The organism is Streptomyces sp. NPDC002867, assembly GCF_053591895.1.
In genome coordinates this window covers 99,189-116,734 of the sequence record NZ_JBSFUR010000016.1, presented here as the reverse complement: position 1 = coordinate 116,734, position 17,546 = coordinate 99,189, and the positions used below count along the sequence as shown (strand labels likewise).

The 17,546-nt window shown below is 70.6% G+C and carries 16 protein-coding genes; 4 read left to right on the top strand and 12 right to left on the bottom strand.

Annotated elements, in window-relative coordinates:
* Positions 1-5 precede the first annotated feature (5 nt).
* From ACWD0A_RS17925 to ACWD0A_RS17910, 4 genes are read right to left on the bottom strand one after another with little or no spacing between them, the layout of a single operon-like run.
* A complete protein-coding gene (locus tag ACWD0A_RS17925; RefSeq protein ID WP_451299123.1) occupies positions 6-1,109 on the bottom strand; it encodes a branched-chain amino acid ABC transporter permease in 1,104 nt (367 codons plus the stop codon).
* Positions 1,106-1,996: a branched-chain amino acid ABC transporter permease gene (locus ACWD0A_RS17920; protein WP_451299121.1), complete on the bottom strand. Its 891-nt coding sequence runs from the start codon at positions 1,994-1,996 to the stop codon at positions 1,106-1,108. The genes ACWD0A_RS17925 and ACWD0A_RS17920 overlap by 4 nt, the downstream gene beginning before the upstream one ends.
* Positions 1,993-2,799, bottom strand: a complete 807-nt coding sequence (locus tag ACWD0A_RS17915; protein ID WP_451299119.1) for an ABC transporter ATP-binding protein — start codon at positions 2,797-2,799, stop codon at positions 1,993-1,995. The genes ACWD0A_RS17920 and ACWD0A_RS17915 overlap by 4 nt, the downstream gene beginning before the upstream one ends.
* A complete protein-coding gene (locus tag ACWD0A_RS17910) occupies positions 2,796-3,554 on the bottom strand; it encodes an ABC transporter ATP-binding protein (RefSeq protein WP_451299117.1) in 759 nt (252 codons plus the stop codon). The genes ACWD0A_RS17915 and ACWD0A_RS17910 overlap by 4 nt, the downstream gene beginning before the upstream one ends.
* A 189-nt stretch (positions 3,555-3,743) precedes the next feature.
* Between ACWD0A_RS17910 and ACWD0A_RS17905 the strand changes: the two genes are divergently transcribed.
* Positions 3,744-5,039, top strand: coding sequence for a PucR family transcriptional regulator (locus ACWD0A_RS17905; protein WP_451299115.1), 1,296 nt, complete (start codon positions 3,744-3,746; stop codon positions 5,037-5,039).
* Positions 5,036-5,701: a TetR/AcrR family transcriptional regulator gene (locus ACWD0A_RS17900; RefSeq protein WP_451299113.1), complete on the top strand. Its 666-nt coding sequence runs from the start codon at positions 5,036-5,038 to the stop codon at positions 5,699-5,701. Before ACWD0A_RS17905 ends, ACWD0A_RS17900 begins: the two co-directional genes overlap by 4 nt.
* A 53-nt stretch (positions 5,702-5,754) precedes the next feature.
* Here the strand turns inward: ACWD0A_RS17900 and ACWD0A_RS17895 are convergent, their stop codons facing one another.
* The 6 genes from ACWD0A_RS17895 to ACWD0A_RS17870 form a co-directional block, all read right to left on the bottom strand.
* A complete protein-coding gene (locus tag ACWD0A_RS17895) occupies positions 5,755-6,867 on the bottom strand; it encodes a PP2C family protein-serine/threonine phosphatase (protein WP_451299111.1) in 1,113 nt (370 codons plus the stop codon).
* Positions 6,868-7,170: 303 nt separating this feature from the next.
* The gene (locus ACWD0A_RS17890) at positions 7,171-7,875 is read right to left on the bottom strand and encodes a GNAT family N-acetyltransferase (protein ID WP_451299109.1); all 705 of its coding nucleotides are present in this window, start codon (positions 7,873-7,875) and stop codon (positions 7,171-7,173) included.
* Between the two features lie 520 nt (positions 7,876-8,395).
* The gene (locus ACWD0A_RS17885; RefSeq protein WP_451299107.1) at positions 8,396-8,746 is read right to left on the bottom strand and encodes a hypothetical protein; all 351 of its coding nucleotides are present in this window, start codon (positions 8,744-8,746) and stop codon (positions 8,396-8,398) included.
* 9 nt (positions 8,747-8,755) lie between these two features.
* Complete coding sequence (locus ACWD0A_RS17880) at positions 8,756-9,811, bottom strand: SPFH domain-containing protein (RefSeq protein WP_451299105.1); 1,056 nt, start codon at positions 9,809-9,811, stop codon at positions 8,756-8,758.
* A 3-nt stretch (positions 9,812-9,814) separates the two neighbouring features.
* Positions 9,815-10,246, bottom strand: a complete 432-nt coding sequence (locus ACWD0A_RS17875; RefSeq protein ID WP_451299103.1) for an NfeD family protein — start codon at positions 10,244-10,246, stop codon at positions 9,815-9,817.
* A gap of 439 nt (positions 10,247-10,685) precedes the next feature.
* Positions 10,686-11,150, bottom strand: coding sequence for a MarR family winged helix-turn-helix transcriptional regulator (locus ACWD0A_RS17870; RefSeq protein WP_451299101.1), 465 nt, complete (start codon positions 11,148-11,150; stop codon positions 10,686-10,688).
* Between the two features lie 247 nt (positions 11,151-11,397).
* Here ACWD0A_RS17870 and ACWD0A_RS17865 point away from each other — a divergent pair, with 247 nt between their 5' ends.
* Both ACWD0A_RS17865 and ACWD0A_RS17860 read left to right on the top strand, forming a co-directional pair.
* Positions 11,398-12,795, top strand: a complete 1,398-nt coding sequence (locus ACWD0A_RS17865) for an MFS transporter (protein WP_451299099.1) — start codon at positions 11,398-11,400, stop codon at positions 12,793-12,795.
* A gap of 289 nt (positions 12,796-13,084) precedes the next feature.
* Complete coding sequence (locus ACWD0A_RS17860; RefSeq protein ID WP_451299097.1) at positions 13,085-14,404, top strand: aldehyde dehydrogenase family protein; 1,320 nt, start codon at positions 13,085-13,087, stop codon at positions 14,402-14,404.
* Between the two features lie 147 nt (positions 14,405-14,551).
* Here ACWD0A_RS17860 and ACWD0A_RS17855 read toward each other — a convergent pair whose 3' ends face one another.
* Positions 14,552-16,627, bottom strand: coding sequence for a 3-hydroxyacyl-CoA dehydrogenase NAD-binding domain-containing protein (locus tag ACWD0A_RS17855; RefSeq protein WP_451299095.1), 2,076 nt, complete (start codon positions 16,625-16,627; stop codon positions 14,552-14,554).
* A 31-nt stretch (positions 16,628-16,658) separates the two neighbouring features.
* Complete coding sequence (locus ACWD0A_RS17850) at positions 16,659-17,543, bottom strand: acyl-CoA thioesterase (protein ID WP_451299093.1); 885 nt, start codon at positions 17,541-17,543, stop codon at positions 16,659-16,661.
* Between the last annotated feature and the right edge of the window lie 3 nt (positions 17,544-17,546).

Below are 17,546 nucleotides of genomic sequence, written 5' to 3'. Positions count from 1 at the left end.
GTGAGTCATTCCTTTTCCGTGCGGGGCGCAGCGCCCACGGGTTCGGCGTCGGCAGGTGAGGGGTCCGCCGGGGTGGGGGGCGCGGAGGGTTCGGGGTCAGGCGTCCGGTCGGTGCTGGTGGTACGGGTGAGGCGGCGGGCGGCGGCGCCACGGACACGTGCCGCCAGGCCGGCCAGTCCCGTCGGCGCCACGAACATCACCGCGATGATCAGCAGGCCGAAGACCACACCGGGCGCCGCCTCGCTGATGTCCTGGGCCACGCTCGGCACGTACATCACGAACGCCGCCCCGAGCAGCGGTCCGTACAGCGAGGCGAGCCCCCCGACCACCAGGCCGGCCAGCAGCGTGATGGACAGGACGAAGCTGAACGAGTCGGGTGAGACGAAGCCGATCACCCAGGTGTACACACACCCCGAGACACCCGCGAACATCGCGCTCCAGGCGAAGGCGAGGGTCTTGTGCAGCGAGAGTCGCACGCCCATGACCTCCGCGGCGCTCTCGTTGTCCCGCACGGCGAGCAGTGCCCGGCCGACCCGGGACCGCAGCAGGTTGCGGGCGAGCAGCAGGGCCACCGCGGCGACGGCGAGGACGACGAAGTACGTCCACTGGTCCTCGGCCAGCCCGCTCCACGCGGGCGGCTGCAGCTTGTCCACGGTCAGGCCCATCGAGCCGCCCGTGACCGGTTCGAGCCGCTTGAGCAGCGGCGGCAGGAACACCGCGAAGGCGAGCGTGACCAGGGCCAGGTACAACCCGCGCAGCCGCAGAGCGGGCACCCCGAAACCGAGGCCCAGCAGGAAGCATCCGGCGGCCGCGACCGGCAGCGTGGCCAGGTGGCCGGTGTCGTACCGGTCGAGCATGACCGCAGCCGTGTACGCCCCTGCCGCGAAGAACGCGCCGTGTCCGAGGGAGATCTGCCCGCCGAATCCGACCAGCAGGTTCAGTCCGGCCAGCGCCACGGCGTACAGCAGCACCATGGTCAACTGGAAGACCTGGAAGGGGGCGAAGTAGAACGGTGCGCCGACGGCGACTGCCGCTGCGAGCAGCGCGGTGACCGTGGCCCGCAGGCGCCGGGCGCGTTCGGTGCCGAGTGTGGTGATGATCGTGCTCATGCGCGTTCCACCGCCGCCCGTCCGAACAGGCCCTGGGGCCGCACCAGTAGCACCGCCAGGATGATCAACAGGGGTACTCCCACCTTCAGATCGGCACCGATCGCGTCCACGTACGCCCCGGCCAGCGTCTCGGCGACGCCCACGAACAGACCGCCGACGACCGCGCCGACCGGGCTGTCGAAGCCTCCGAGGGTGGCCGCGGCGAACGCGTAGATGAGCACCCCGCCCATCATGTTGGGCTCCAGGAACAGCACCGGGGCGACGAGCACGCCCGACACCGCGCCGACCGTCGCGGCCAGACCCCAGCCGAGCATCAGCACCCGTCCCACCCGGATGCCCGACAGCCGGGCGGAGGCGGGGTTGCAGGCGACCGCCCGCATCACCAGGCCGATGGAGGTGTGCTGGAACAGCAGGTACAGGAGCCCCATCACGGCGGCGACGACCGCGATGATCCCGAGGGTCGACCAGTCCACGCGCACTCCGGCCAGGTCGATCCCGCCGCCGGGGAACGGCTGCGGGAAGTCCTTCACGGTGAACGACCAGATCAGACCGGCCATCGCGTTGACGAAGATGAACAGGCCGACCGTGACGATGACCATCGTCAGCTCGGGCGCGTTCTGCACGGGCCGGATGACGATCCGCTCGACCAGCATGCCGCCGATGAAGGCCACCGCCAGGGTGACCGGCAGCGCCAGCCAGAACGACATCCCGGACGCCACGAGCTGCCACGCCACATACGTGGAGATCATGGCGAGCTCACCCTGAGCGAAGTTGACGATCCCGGTGAACCGGTGGATCAGCACCAGAGCCAGCGCCAGACTGGCGTAGACCGCGCCGGAGCCGACCCCTTCCACCACTTGCTGGAGCAGTTCGGTCACGGCGCTCACCCGTCCTTTCCGGAGCGGACGGAGACACCGAGGTACACCTCGGCGACCTGCCCGTCCTCGCGGATCCGGTCGGCCGGTCCGGACAGCACCAGGCGGCCGGCCTCCAGTACGTGGGCCCGGTGCGCGACATCCAGCGCGAGTTGGGCGTTCTGTTCGACGACCACCACGGTGGTGCGTTCCTCCTCGTTCACGGCACGGACGATCTCGAACAGCTCACGCGTGACCAGCGGCGCGAGCCCCAGCGACGGCTCGTCCAGGAGCAGCAGCGAAGGCCGCAGCATCAGTGCCCTGCCGATGGCGAGCATCTGCTGCTCGCCGCCGCTGAGACTGCCGGCGGCCTGGCGGGACCGTTGGCGCAGCTTGGGGAAGTAGCCGTAGATCCGTTCCAGGTCGGCCGCCACGGCCCCGCGCTCGGCGCGACCCCGCCGCCACCGGCCGGTGCGCAGGTGGGCGCCGATGCGCAGGTTCTCCTCGACGGTCAGGTCGTTGAAGGTGCCCCGGCCCTCGGGCACGTGCGCCACACCGAGCCGGGCCGCCTGCTCCGGGGAGCGGCCCAGCAGCTCCGCACCGTTCAAGGTCACCGAGCCTCGGCCGCGGACCATGCCGCACAGGGCGCGCAGGGTTGTCGTCTTGCCCGCGCCGTTGGGGCCGAGGATCGCGCACACCTCGCCGCGCGCGACGGAGAAGTCGAGCCCCTGGAGCACGCGGGCCTGGCCGTATCCGGCGTGCAGGCCGGAGACCTTCAGGAAGTCCGGCTCCGCACTCGGCCCGGCCTCGGTGCGGTCGGTGGTCGGCTCGCTCATGCCGCCACCCCCAGGTACGCCTCGACGACCGCCGGGTCGCGCTGGATCTCCTCCGGGGAGCCCTCGGCGATCTTGCGCCCGAAGTCGAGACACACCACCTTGTCGCACAGGCCCATCACGAATCCCATGTGGTGTTCGACCACCACGAGCGTCAGGTCGAATGCCTGGCGTACCGTGCGGACCAGATCCCCGAATTCGTCGACCTCGCCGTGGCTGAGACCGTTGACGGGTTCGTCGAGCAGCAGCAGCCGGGGGCGTACCGCGAGCGCCCGGGCGAGTTCGACGCGTTTGAGGGTGCCGAACGGCAGCCCCGAGGCGGGGTGGTCGGCGACGTCCGCCAGGCCGAGCCTCCGTAGCAGGTCGTCCGCCTGGTCACGCAGTTCCGCCTCCTCGCGCCGGACGCGGGGCAGCCGGAGCGCCGCGGCGAGGTGTCCGGTGCGCCCCCGGCTGTGGGCGCCGATCATGACGTTCTCCCGGACCGTGAGCCGCGGGAACAGTCCCAGGTTCTGGAAGGTGCGGGCGATGCCGCGCCCGGCGACGGAGTGCGGCGGGAGGGCGAGCAGGTCCTCGTCCTCGAACCGCACCGTCCCCGCATCAGGGGTGCAGCGCCTGGTGAGGCAGTTGAACAAGGTGGTCTTACCGGCTCCGTTCGGTCCGATGAGCCCCACGGCGGTGCCCGGCTCGACGGAGAACGCGACACCGTCCAGTGCCGTGATCCCGCCGAAGCGCACGCTGATACCGTCGACCGCGAGCATGAATGACGCCCCTTCCGAGGTGCTGGGGGGTTGGGCGAGCGTCACAGTAGGTGGGGGCCTTCCGGGCGCACATTGGGTGCGAGCACCCAACTTCGCGGTCGCCGACTTGTGCGCCGCGCCCAGTCGCCCCGACATCTCGCCCGCCGAGCCTGTTGACGGGACACGAGTCGGGCAGCGACGATCGGCGCCATGTCCCGCGGACCCGCCCTGGGCTCCCCCGCACTCTCCGAACCCCTCAGCCGGGAGCGGCACCGGATCCTGCACGCCGTCCAGGACCGGCTCGAGGAGGTGGCGAAGACCGCCGTTGCGGTGATGCGCACGGAGATCCCGTCGTACGCGCTGCAGGACGAGCGGTTCTTCGACGACGTACGGGGCCAGGTCCTCACGCACTACCGGATGCAGCTGGCGGCGCTGGCCGGCGACCAGGACATCGCCCCCGAGGACCTGGTCTTCAGCCGCGCGGCAGCCATGCGCCGGGCGCGCGCGGGGTTCGCCCTCGAGGACTGGATCAGCGCCTTCAGGGTCGGCCGGCAGGTGTTGTGGGACGCGTTGCTGGACTGCGCGGGCACGTCCGCCGAGGCACAACAGGCCGCGCTGTCCCTCGTCACACCGCTGATGCGGTACGTCGACTATGCCAGCACCCACGCCGCGCAGGCCTATGTCGAGTACCAGCAGCACGTCGTCGCGGACGCGGACCGGGAGCGCCGGGATCTCCTGGACCAGCTCCTGGCCGGCGCGGCGCCGACGCGCGGTCCCTTGCTGGCCGCGGCGCAGGCGTACGGCATCGGACCGCACTCGCCGATGATGGCGGTCGTGGCCGTGTGCATCGGCGACACCCGCACCGTCGACCTCACCTCGGCCGAGCACGGCTACGCCACCAGCGCGTCCCTCAGCGTCGCCGGGCCCTGGGCCGGCCGGACCCTGGTCGTCGTACGCCATGGCGAGGTGGTGGCCGTGCCCGTGGTGCGCACCGGTATGGACGCGGAGGACATCTGTGCCCACTTCGAGGCCGTGCAGCGGCGGCTCGCCCGGGAGGGGACTCTGCTCTCCATGGGCATCAGCACCGTCGCCCGGGGCGCCTGCGAACTGCCACGCGCCTACGAGGAGGCGCGGGCCGCCCTCGACCTGGTGCCGAGCGGGGGCGGGGTGGCGGCGCTGCCGCGCCTGTCCCCCTTCGACTACCTGGCGCTGCGCGCCGACGACCTCGCCCGCCAGCTGGTCGATCCCCGCGTGCGTGCGGTGCTGGAGGAGGACCGCGGACGCGGCGACATGCTGGCGGCGACCATACGGGCCTTCGCGGAGGCGGACCTGAACCTGCGGCTGGCCGCCGACCGCCTGCGGGTGCACCACAACACAGCGCACTACCGGTTGCGCCGGATCGAGGAACGCACCGGGCGCAATCCGCGCCGGATCGCCGACCTCCTGGAACTGCTGGTCGCCCTCGCCATCCGCGACGGGGCCGGGGAAGGCGGGAACGATCAGTGAGCGGCATCGTGGAGCCGACCGGGAGGCAGGCGGCACGTCAGCGGCCGGACGGGCAGGCAGGCAGGCGCCTGCCGGAGGGGCACCCCGAGCGGTACGGCTCGGTTCGGCACGCCCTGCTGCACGCCGCGCTGGAGGTGTTCACCGAGCGCGGCTACGCCGAGGCCGGTCTCGCCGAGATCGCGGCACGCGCCGGCATCCCGGTGGGCAGCCTCTTCCAGCACTACGGCGGAAAGCGAGGGCTCTACCTCGCCCTCTGGGAGGAGTTCCGGGAGGAGCAGGAGCGCCGGACCGCGGCGACGCTGGCCGGCGAGCGTGGCCGTGGCGTGGACGATCCCATCGCCCTCTTCGTGGCGGGAGCCAGGGCGTACCTGGAGGGTGCCTGGGGCAACCGGCGCCTCGGCTCCTTCCTCTTGGAGGACGACGGCCCCGCGGGCTTCGACGCACTGCGCCGCCAGTGGGACCGCGCGTGGGTACGGCGCAACGCCCGGCTCCTGGAGGTGGACGAGAAGCGACGCGCCGGCCGGGTTCGCGTGAGAGTGCTGACCACCGTCATCGGCGGGGCGGCACGCGAGCTGGGCGACTGCGCGGACGAGAGTGAGGCCCGCGAGATCGTGGACGAGGTGTGCGGCATCCTCGTCCACCTGACGGCGCCGCCCGGCTGACCGCCCGGCCCGCCGACGCCCAGGGCCCGGCCGCGCACTCCCCCGAGGTGGGGCTAGGCCTCCTGGGCCGGGGTGTGCCGGCAGCGCACGGCGAGGGCCGCGATGTCGTCGTCGAGCCTTCCGCCGCCGTAGTGGAGCAGGTCTCCGTGCAGCCGGTCCAGCAGCTCACGGGGCGGCGCCGCGGTGTGCTGCCGCATCCAGTCCGGCAGCGGGAAGAACTCGCCGGTGCGGTCCCGGGTCTCCGATACGCCGTCGGTGTAGAGCAGCATCTGATCGCCCGGGCCGAAGGCGACGGTGTCCACGTAGTAGTGGTCTCCGAGGAGCGCCGCGAGATTGAGGGGTGTCGAGGCCAGGGCGGGATCAAGAACGTGGACCTCCCCGCTCCGCACGAACACCGGTGGTGGATGTCCGCAGTTGAGGATTCTGACGTGCCCGCTGCCGCGCGGGATCTCGGCGATCAGAACGGTGGCGAAGTGCTCCGGTTGGTCATCAGCGGGGATCGCGGCGCTGTCGCGGCCGATGGTGATCTGCAGGCGATGGATGAGGCCCCTCAGGTCGGGCTGGTCGTACGCGTTCTCCCTGAAGCAGTTGATCACCGCCGCGGCCGCCCCCACCGCCGACAGGCCCTTGCCGCGCACGTCGCCGATGAGCAGCCGGACTCCGTACGGCGTGTCGGCCACCTCGTAGAAGTCGCCTCCGATCCGGGCCTGCTCTTGGGCCGCCAGATACAGCGACTCGATCTCGACGTCCTGGATGCGGTGCGGCAGCGGACGCAGCAGCACCTTCTGGGCCGCGTCGGCGACGAGCCGTACCTGGAAGAGCGTCTCCTCTCGCTGGAGTCGGAGATGGCTCGCATATGCGGCCGCCAAGGTGACCGCGACGATCGCGGCAGCCGTGTACGGCGTCCCCAGATCGGAGTAGACGAAGCTGAGTCCGATCATGATCATCAGGCAGAACGCCCCCAGCAGGACCGTCGGGAGCACGGGCCACAACGCGGCGGCGAGGGCGGGCGCCGCGGGCAGGAGGCGGCTGAAGGCGATCTCCCTCGGGGTGGAGAACGCCAGGCCGGCGATGACAACGGTGACGATCACCGGTGACAGCAGTACGGCTTGCCGCTGGCCACCGTACGGACGATGGCGGCGCCGGAGCCGTCCTGACCTGATCACGAAACAGATCATATCGGGATGATCGGGCATAGATTCGCGACAGCGCAGAACCGATGTCCGGCGGTCGGAGCGGTTCCGGGGCCTGGCTGCTCCGCGCCCCGGAGGCCGGCGGAGTCCCCGGGTGCTGCGGCGGCGGTGATTCCTGCGGCGAGGAGCGTGATGACGGAGGCTCGGCCGCGAGGGCGGGGCGGCCGTAGCGGTCGACGAGCCGGGCAGAAGCGAGGCCGCCACGGGCCCTGCAGGCGCGACTCATGGGCGCGGCGCCGCAGCGACGATCCGCCGCGGTGTGCGTGGTCGGGGCCGTCAGGGAGTGCGGAGCCCCCAAAAGGTCACGTGCTTGCGGACCTTGAAGCCGAGCCGCTCGTAGAGTGCGATCGCGCCGGTGTTCGCCTCGGCCACGTGCAGGAAGGGACGTTCGTTGCGAGCCACGATACGCGCGCCGAGCGCACTGACCAGACGGGCGGCATAGCCTCGCCCGCGTGCCTCGGGAGCGGTGCAGACGGCGCTGATCTCGGTCCAGCCCGGTGGCCGCAGCCGTTCACCCGCCATCGCCACCAACGTGCCGTTGTCCCGGATGCCGAGGTAGGTACCAAGTTCGTGGGTACGCGGCCAGAACGGCCCTGGCTGGGCCCGCGCGACGAGGTCGAGCATCTCGGGCACGCTGTCCGCGCCCAGTTCGACGACACCGGTGTCGGTCGCGGCACGAGGGTGATCGGGGCGGCCGCTGCCGGGCCAGATCATCTGGCGGCCCTCGAGGCTGAAGACCGGCTCCCAGCCCGACGGCGGAGCGGCCGGGGAGCTGAACATGTCGGCGAGTTCACCTGGACCGAGCAGCCGGGCCAGGGCGGCCCATTCCGCCGCGTCCGCGTTGGCGGGCACCGCGGAGAAGGTCGCTACTCCCGGCAGGTAGGTGGCAGTCCGACCGAGTCGCCGGGCGAAATGTGCGTGGTGGCCGCGGAGTGACTGGCCCACCGGGTCGTCGAGTGCCAGGGCGTCGCGGTCAACCATCGTGCTGTACCTCTCATGTCGTGCGCGGAAGTCCGGCGCCCAGGGCCGCTCGACGCCGAAGGGCGTACCCGACCCCGCAAGCGCAGCGAGTTCAAGCCGACCCGGCCATCTCTGCTGAGCCAGGTTGCGATCATAGACATGCGCCTAGAGGGAGACGCGACGCAGGCCGCTCGGGCTGCTGCGGCCTCCCACTACCCCGAGCTCTTGGGCACCTCGCGCGCACAGTGAGGTTTGCCATGGTCGAGCAGTCCGGACAGGCCCGCACCGCGTAGGCCCATGTCGACCTCTACGACAGGAACGAGGCCGTGACGCCGGCCGTCGCCGAGGTGACCGACTTCTTCGGCAAGCACCTGTGACCGCCGCAGCGACGCCGCTCGCAGCCGCCCCCTGCCCCACCGGGCAGGGGGCCCACCATGTCGGCACACAGCTGATCGACCGGACAGGTTCTGGCTGGCACGCCCTCCGGGAGGTACGACAGAGGGGAATGCGGCGTGCCGCCGCGCTGCGCGGGGTGGCCCGGTCAGCGGGAGCGGCTGCGGCGGCGGTATGCGTACGCGATCACCGCTGTCGCGGCAACCGAAACGAGGCTGCCGACCATGAGCATGGCCATCCGGGTGGTCCCACCGCGCCGGTGGGCCGGCTGCGGACTGCCGATGGTGATGCGACCGCTGGTCTCTCGTGTGACGAGTCCGCTGGCGAGGGACAGTTGTGCGGTCCACGCCCCGTCCGGCAGCCGCGGGTCGAGTGTGGTCTTCGCCAGCGTCGAGCGGCCCGGGCCGAGGGTGCCTGCCCTGACGTCGAACGGGCCTGCGGACACCCCGCCCGGCCCGTCCGACAGGGTGAATCCGCCGTGCGGCTGCGGCAAGGACATGCCCGACGGCTACTCCATGTCCGGTGATCGGCGTTGACCGTCTGCGAGGGGGCGGGGCGGGCCGGTGTCTGCCTCGGCCGCGTCGGCGAGGGCCTCGGCGGCGGCTTCCGCGGCCTGCGCCGCATCGTCGGCGGCCTGGGCGGCTGCCCTGTCCTCCGAGGACGTCTCACGGGTGGCCGGCGACTGAGGCAGCACCTCGCTGAAGGCGCGGGACACACCCTGAAGCGCGGAAGTGACCTCGCTGGGGATCACCCAGAAGGTGCTGCCCGCCCCTTGGGCGAGCTGAGGCAGCATCTGCAGGTACTGGTAGGCGAGCAGCTTGGGGTCGGGATCGTTGCGGTGCACGGCCTGGAACACCTCGTCGATGGCCCGGGACTGGCCCTCGGCCTTGAGGATCTCAGCGGTACGGTTGCCCTCCGCCCGCAGGACGGCGGACTGCTTGTCGCCTTCGGCGGTGAGAATCTGCGACTGCCGTTGCCCCTCGGCCCCCAGGATCGCCGCCCGCTTGTCGCGCTCGGCACGCATCTGCTTCTCCATCGCGTCCTTGATGGACTGCGGAGGGTCGATGGCCTTGATCTCCACCCGGTTGACTCTCAGCCCCCACTTGCCGGTGGCCTCGTCCAACACGCCACGGAGCTGATTGTTGATGGTGTCGCGCGAGGTGAGCGTCTTCTCCAAGTCCATGGAACCGACGACGTTGCGCAACGTGGTGACGGTGAGCTGTTCGACACCCTGCAAGAAGTCGGCGATCTCATAGGCGGCCGCTCGTGGATCCGTGACCTGGAAGTACAGGACGGTGTCGATCTCGACAACGAGATTGTCCTCGGTGATGACCGGTTGCGGCTTGAACGAGACGACCTGTTCCCGCAGGTCGATCACCGGATAGACCCGGTCGATATAGGGGATGACGAGGTTGAGACCCGGCCTCAGCGTGCGGCGGTAGCGGCCGAGGCGTTCGACATTGCGAGCGCGCGCTTGAGGCACGATGCGTACCGCCCGCACCACCGTGAATACGGCGATGAGCGCGACGATCACACCGGCTATGAGCAACGCCGAGACGTCCATGGCTCACTCCCGGGGGTAGACCAGGGCGGTGGCGCCATTGATTTCTATGACGTCGACGGTCGTTCCCGGAGGAATGACCAGCGTCTCGTCATAGGCACGAGCCGTCCATTCCTCGCCTCCGATGCGGACCCTGCCGCCCAGGCCCGACACCTCCGAGACGACATAGGCAGCCTTGCCGACCAGTGCGTCCACACCGAACCGCTCGGCCTGAGGCTTGAGCAGGTGGCGCACCGCGATGGGGCGCACGAAGAACAAGCTGACCGCAGCGAGGACGGTGAACACCAAGAACTGCAAGGGCATCGGAAGTCCCACCGCGGCGAACCCTGCCGTGACCAACGCAGCCGCACCCAGCATCCCGAGCGCAGCGGTGAGAGTGAGGATCTCCGCTACCGCCAGCACCCCTGCGGCGATCAACCAGATCAGCCATGGATCCATTGCGCGCTCCCGGCCGCTACGGCTTCGGGCACCTCAGGCGACTGATTCGCCCTTTACGCCAATTTACCCCTTTACTGGAACCCAGGCCTTTTCCCATATGCACAGGTGACGAGTCCGGGACAAGCTCGTCATGAGCACCCGGCCGCCTTCCCGATCGCTTCGCGGGGGCCGCTCTTCTCCGAGGGCGCGCTTCGTCCGCATCCGGACTCTCCTCCCTCTGGCCGCCAGGCGGCCGCCGGGCCGGAGTTCAGCGTTGTTCGATGACCTGGCGGGCCGATCCGGAGACCTCTTCGCCCCACTCGCGGCACGCCTTCGGCGGTCGGGGCTCCAGGCCCACGGTCGGCGAGCACGAACTGACGAGATCAGCTGGGGGTTTGAGCGGCGCGGGCGCCGGGCGCCGGGATCGAGGTGACATGCAGCGGCCGGCGCCCGGCCGCGATCAGGTGGTCTCCTCGGGGTGCAGGCGCCCCAGTAGCTCGTAGAGACTGCGGCGACCCTCCTCGTCCAGACGCGCAAAGGCTGCCGAGGTGGCCCGCATGTCGGCGCGGATGAGGCGGACCGCCTCCCTTCCCTCTTCGGTGGCGACCACGTTCTTGATCCGCCGGTCGGCCTCGTCGGCGTGTCGGGAGACCAGTCCACGCGCCTCCAGCCGGTCGACGAGTCCGGTGATGTTGGAGGCGTCGCAGGCGAGCCGCCCTGCGAGGGCGCGCATGGGCAGCGGTTGCCGGAGCAGGATCAGCATCTTCGCCTGCGTCATGGTGAGCCCGTGCATTGCGGCCGCCGCTGTCAGATCCCGGTAGTAACCGGCAGCAGCGCGCGCCAAGCGCTCCACGAGTGCGTCGTGGGCGGGGGCGCTGCCCTGCGCAGCGGAGTGGTCGGCGGGCGGGGCGGGGGTGTGGGCCATGCCCCAAGTGTAGGCGAGCATCAATGTTTGACTTCCTCAACCATTGAGGCTTACCGTCTCAGCCATTGCTTGGGTTCATCAAGCATCTAGTCGTTCGACCAATCCCACCGTCGAAGTCCCGCCACGACGCCCCCGCACCGCACCGGAGAAAGCACCCGTGTCACAACCCCTCGCTCCGCCGCATGGCCGACGCCGAGCCGAGACCACAGTCGTCCTTGCCCTGAGCCTCGCCGCGATGATCGTGTCGATGATGCAGACACTGGTGGTGCCGATCCTCGGCCTGATCCAGAACAGCCTCGGCGCCAGCTCCGCCGAGGTCAGCTGGGTCACCACCGCGACCCTGCTCTCGGCAGCCGTCTTCACCCCGCTGCTCGGCCGCTTCGGCGACCAGCACGGCAAGAAGCCGACCCTCATCGGCGTGCTGGCGGTGATGATCGTCGGCTCCGTCCTGGCCGCCACGACCGACTCGCTGCTCTGGCTGATCGTCGGCCGCGTGTTGCAGGGCGCCGCCACCGCGATCTTCCCGCTCGCTCTGTCGGTGCTCCGCGAGGAACTCCCCGCCCACCGTCTGCCGGGAGCGATGGCGCTGGTCAGCGGTACCCTGGCTTTCGGCAGCGGTTTCGCACTGGTCACCACCGGCCTGCTGACCCGCGGCGAGGGCGCCGACTACCACCGCGTGTTCTGGCTGGCCACCGGCCTCGCAGTGGTCACCCTGCTCGCCGTCGTCCTCCTCGTACCGGCGAGCCGCAGTAAGACCGGCGGACGCACCGACATACTCGGCGCCCTCACCCTCGGCCTCTTCCTGGTTCTCCTGCTGCTGCCGATCTCCCAGGGGCACGAGTGGGGCTGGACCTCCGCCCGTACGCTGGGCAGCTTCACCGGGGCGGTCCTCATGGCCGGCGTCTGGAGCTTCACCGAGAGCCGCGTCCGCGAACCCATGGTCGACATGAGGATGTTCCTCCACCGCCCGGTGCTCTTGAGCAACCTCGCGGGCCTCTTCGTGGGATTCGGGATGTTCGCCCAGTTCCTCGGCGTCTCCTATCTGGCGCAGGTGCCGAGGGACGTCGCAGGCTACGGCTTCGGCGCCTCCGTGCTCCGCGCCTCCGTCGAGTACCTGCTGCCCAGCACCATCGCGTCCCTCGTCGCCTCCCAGTTCGGTGGCCTGCTGATCCGCAGGATCGGACCACGCCTCACCCTCGCCCTCAGCGCGTTGATCGGCATGGCCGGCTTCGCGTGGCTGGCCGCCGCACACTCCTCGACTCCCTCGGTCATCGGCGCCGGAATGGCTGTCGGAACAGCCATCAGCCTCGGCTACGCGGCGATGCCCGCCCTCATCGTCACGGGGGTGCCACCCCACCAGACCGGCATCGCCAACGGCATCAATTCCATCTCCCGGTCCGTCGGCAGCTCGATCGGCAGCGCGCTGATCACCTCACTGCTCGCCTCCAGAAGCATCGAGAACCTTCCGGCCGGAGTGCCCCCGCTGCCCGCCGAGAGCCAGTTCACCCTGAGCTTCACCCTGGCCGGTGTCGCCTTCGCCTTCGTCCTGGCCCTCTCGCTGGTGGGCCTCGGGCGGGGACAGCAGGCACCCCGTAAGGAACACCTGCCCGCCACGGAGCCGGCCGCTGCCCCTACCGCTGCCTGACGAGCCCCACCGCGATCTGCACCACTGCACCACCACACCAAGGAGTCACCACCATGAAGGCCATCACCTACCGCACCTACGGCGGCCCGGAGGTCCTGGAGTACGGCGATGTGCCGAACCCGGGCCACACCCGCGGCAAGATCATCATCACCGTCGCCTGAGCCACCGCTCGCCGCCGCACCACCACCACCGGCACCCTGCCGGAAACCCCTGTCGACGCCGGCGCCCGGGCGGCCCCGCGGCGCGGCGACAACGCCCCCCGTCCACGTACCGCACCTGTGAGGGAACCATGAACAATCCAGCGCCCGAGCAGCCCGCCGAGCTCGTCGCCCGGCTGCGCGCCACCTTCCGCGCCGGCAGGACCAAGCCCATGGCGTGGCGCACCGAGCAGCTGCGCCGGATGCGTACCCTGCTCACCGAGCAGGGGGAGACATTCGCCGCGGCGCTCCACGCCGACTTGGCAAAGAGCGCCACCGAGGCTTACCGCACGGAGATCGACTTCGTCATACGCGAGATCGATCACACCCTGGAGCATCTCGACGGGTGGCTGCGCCCCGAACCGGCCCCGGTGCCCGCGTTCCTTGGGGAGGCGAAGGCCTGGACGCAGCCCGACCCCTTGGGCGTCGTGCTCGTCATCGCCCCCTGGAACTACCCTGCGCAGCTACTGCTGGCCCCGGTGGCCGGTGCCCTGGCCGCGGGCAACGCGGTGGTCGCCAAGCCCAGCGAACTGGCCCCGGCCACCTCCGCCGCCCTGGCCCGCCTGCTGCCGCAGTACCTCGACACCGACGCGGTCGCCGTGGTCGAAGGCGGTGTCCCGGAGACCACCGCCCTGCTCGAGCAGCGCTTCGACCACATCCTCTACACCGGCAACGGCACGGTCGGTCGCATCGTGATGGCCGCGGCCGCCCGGCACCTCACGCCCGTCACCCTCGAACTCGGCGGCAAGTCCCCGGCATTCGTGGACCGGGGCGCCGACCTGGACGCCGTGGCCGCCCGCCTCGCGGCCGGAAAGTTCCTCAACGCCGGTCAGACCTGCGTCGCCCCGGACTACGTGCTGACCGACCCCGAGACCGCACGCGCTCTGGAGGGCGCGCTGGCCAGGGCTGTGGAGAGCATGTACGGACCGGACGCCTCCGCCTCGCCGGAGTACGGCCGCATCGTCAACGAACGCCACTTCGACCGGCTGACCGCCCTCCTCGATTCCGGCCGCCAGGTCACCGGCGGGGCGTACGACCGGGACACCAAGTACATCGCGCCGACCGTCCTGGCCGAGGTGTCACCGGACGCGCCCGTCATGCAGGAGGAGATCTTCGGCCCGATCCTCCCGATCGTCGAGGTGGCCGGGCTCGACGAGACCATCGACTTCATCAACGACCGCGACAAGCCGCTCGCTCTGTACGCGTTCACCGAATCGGACACCACCCGGGACCGGTTCGCCGCCGAAACCTCCTCCGGCGGCCTCGGGTTCGGCCTGCCGCTGGCCCACCTCACCATCTCCGACCTGCCGTTCGGGGGCGTCGGGGAAAGCGGCATGGGCAGCTACCACGGCCGCTACTCCATCGAGACCTTCAGCCACCGCAAGGCCGTCCTCGACAAGCCCCTCGGCTGATCCACGCGTGAATGATGCGAAGCCGGGTGACAACTTGGGCTACGTGTACCGGCCCCGCGCGGCGCGGCGGCCGGCTGCGACTCCTCCTGGAGAAGTCGCGGCCGGCCGCCGCGTAACCGCCGGGCCCCACATCTGCAGTTGGTGGCGTCAGTTGAATGTCCCGGCCTCGCCGGCCAGCCGCATCAGAAACGGCGAGGGCTCCCAACCGTCCTCTGCGTGGAACCGCCTGAGTCCGGAGAGGACATGTGCGGCACCCACCGTGTCGGCGTAGAACATCGGTCCGCCGCGGTACCTCGGGAAGCCGTACCCCGCGATGTAGACGACGTCGATGTCCGAGGCACGCAGGGCTATGCCTTCGTCGAGGATGCGCGCGCCCTCGTCGATGAGGGCGAAGACGAGGCGCTGCACGATCTCATCCGCCTCGAAGGTACTCAGCTCGGTGTCATGCTTGGCGTGGAACGAAGCCAGCAACTCGTCGACGTCGGGGCTCGGGATCGCCTCCCGGCTGCCGGGCTTGTAGTCGTACCACCCGGCACCGGTCTTCTGCCCGAGCCGTCCCATGTCACAGAGGGCATCGGCGATCTCGTCCCGGGGCATGCCGGGGTCTTCCGCGTAGCGTCGCTTGCGGATTGCCCATCCGATGTCGTTGCCCGCCAGGTCGGCCGTCCGGAACGGGCCCATGGCGAAGCCGAAGTTCTCCGCGGCGGAATCGATATCGGCCGGTGTCGCGCCCGCGCGGAGGAGTTCCATCGCCGCATCCCGGTACCTGGCCAGCATCCGGTTGCCGATGAAGCCGTCGCACACCCCGGCCACCACGCCGGTCTTGCCGAGCCGCTGTCCCACCGCCATGGCTGTGACCAGCACGTCGTCCGAGGTCTTGGCCCCGCGCACGATCTCCAGCAGTTTCATGACATTCGCGGGGCTGAAGAAGTGCATGCCGAGGACATCCCCGGGACGCCCGGTGACCGCGGCGATCGCATCGATGTCGAGGGTCGAGGTGTTCGACGCCAGAATCGCGCCGGGTTTCGCCACCTCATCGAGCCGGGTGAACACCGAACGCTTGACGTCCATGTCCTCGAAGGCCGCCTCGATGACCAGGTCGCTGTCCGACACGTCCGCATAGTCCAGGGTCGGCGTCAGGAGCGCCATGCGCTGCTCCAGGCCGTCGGGCGTCAGTTTTCCCTTGTCCACCTGGCGTTGGTAATTGCTGCGCATGACGCCCAGGCCCCGGTCGAGTGCCTCCTGGCTGCTCTCCAGGACAGTGACCGGAATCCCTGCGTCCACAAAGGTCATCGCGATGCCGCCGCCCATCGTTCCGGCCCCGATGACCGCCACCGTGTCCACCCTCCGGGCCGGCGTCCCGGGCGGGACGCCGGGGATCTTGCGGGCGGCCCGCTCGGCGAAGAACGCATGGCGCAGGGCGGCCGACTGGTCGCCGTTCATCAACTCCAGGAACGCCTTCCGCTCCTCGGCCAGCCCCTCCTCGAACGGTGTGGTGGCCGCTTTCCCGACGAGAGCGAGAGCCACCGCCGGCGCCAGGAATCCTCGGCTGCGCCGGCTCAGGCGCTCCCGCATCGCGCTCACCGCGTCCGCGTCGCCGGGAGACACACTCAGGTCCCGTACCCGCGGGAGCGGCCGTACCGCGGACATCTCGGCCGCGAGTTCCAGCGCCGCCGCCATCACGTCGCCGTCCACGACCCGATCGAAGAGCCGTTGTCCAGGGAGGTCTCCGAGCTCTCGCGCCGTACGCGGTGCACCGCCGCTGATCATGTCCGCCGCCACGGCGGCCCCCACCAGGCGTGGCAGCCGCTGGGTGCCGCCGGCGCCGGGGACCAGTCCCAGGTTCACCTCGGGGAGCCCGATCCTGCTCTTCGACGTCGCAACCCGGTAATGGGCTCCCAGCGCGAGCTCCAGTCCACCACCGAAACATGTGCCGTCGATCGCGGCCACGACGGGCTTGCCCGCGGCCTCCAGCGCCGCGATGACGTCGCCGAGCGTCGGCTCCGCGGTGGTCTTGGGCGTCCCGAACTCCGTGATGTCGGCCCCGGCGGAGAAGAATCCCTCGCGGCCCGTGAGCACGACGGCATCGATGTCGCCGGAGTCGAGGGCACGGTGCAGACCCTGCACGATGCCCTGCCGCGTCGCATGCCCGAGCCCGTTGACCGGCGGGTTGTCGAGGCTGAGGACCGCTGTGCGTCCGGTGACGCTGTACTGGGTGGACATGGTCGGCACCACTTCCTTGACGAGTAGTCGGTCAACGCGGGTCGGGGACGGCTGAAGCGGGGGACGACAGGGACATTTCCCTGTCGCCGCCCTCCGTCGACCGGGGCCGTTCGAAGCGCATGAGTCCCTCCTGCGCGACGGCGGCCACCAGACGCCCGCGGGTGTCGAACAGCCTTCCGCGGGTGAGCGCCCTGCCGTGTTCGGCCGACGGGGAGACCTGGTCGTACAGCAGCCACTCGTCCGCGCGGAAGGGACGCAGGAACCACAGCGAATGGTCCAACGACGCGCCCTGTACGGCGGTTCGGGGATGTGGCAACCGTGCGGAGCCCAGCAGCGCCATGTCGCTGAGATAGGTCAGTGCGCAGGCGTGGACGGCACCCTCGTCCGGCAGCGGACGTCCGTACCGGATCCACACCCGCTGGCAGGCCGGCGCCCCCGGGGCGTGGCCGATCTCGCCCCTGGGCACCCATCGCATGTCCCAGTCGCGCCACTCCGCGGGCCGCGGCATGCCCCAGCCGTTGATGCGGTCGGACTCCGGGATGTCGTCAGGTGCCGGCACCGCCGGCATGTCCACCTGGTGGGAGAACCCTTCGTCCCCGCGATGGAACGACGCCGTCACCGTGAAGATCGCCTCCCCCGCCTGGACCGCGGTCACCCGGCGGGTGCAGAAGCTGCCGCCGTCGCGGATCCGCTCGACCAGATGGTCGGTCGGCTCGGGCGGACGGCCGGGCCGCAGGAAGTAGCCGTGCAGCGAGTGAGCCGAGTACGACCGGTCGAGGGTGCGCGCCGCGGCCATCAGCGACTGGGCAGCGATCTGGCCACCGAACGTCCGCGCCCACTCGCTGGGGATCGGGCCGGACCGGAACCGGTCCGGCACCATCTCGTCGAGGGCCAGGACCTCTGGCAGGCCGGCCATGCT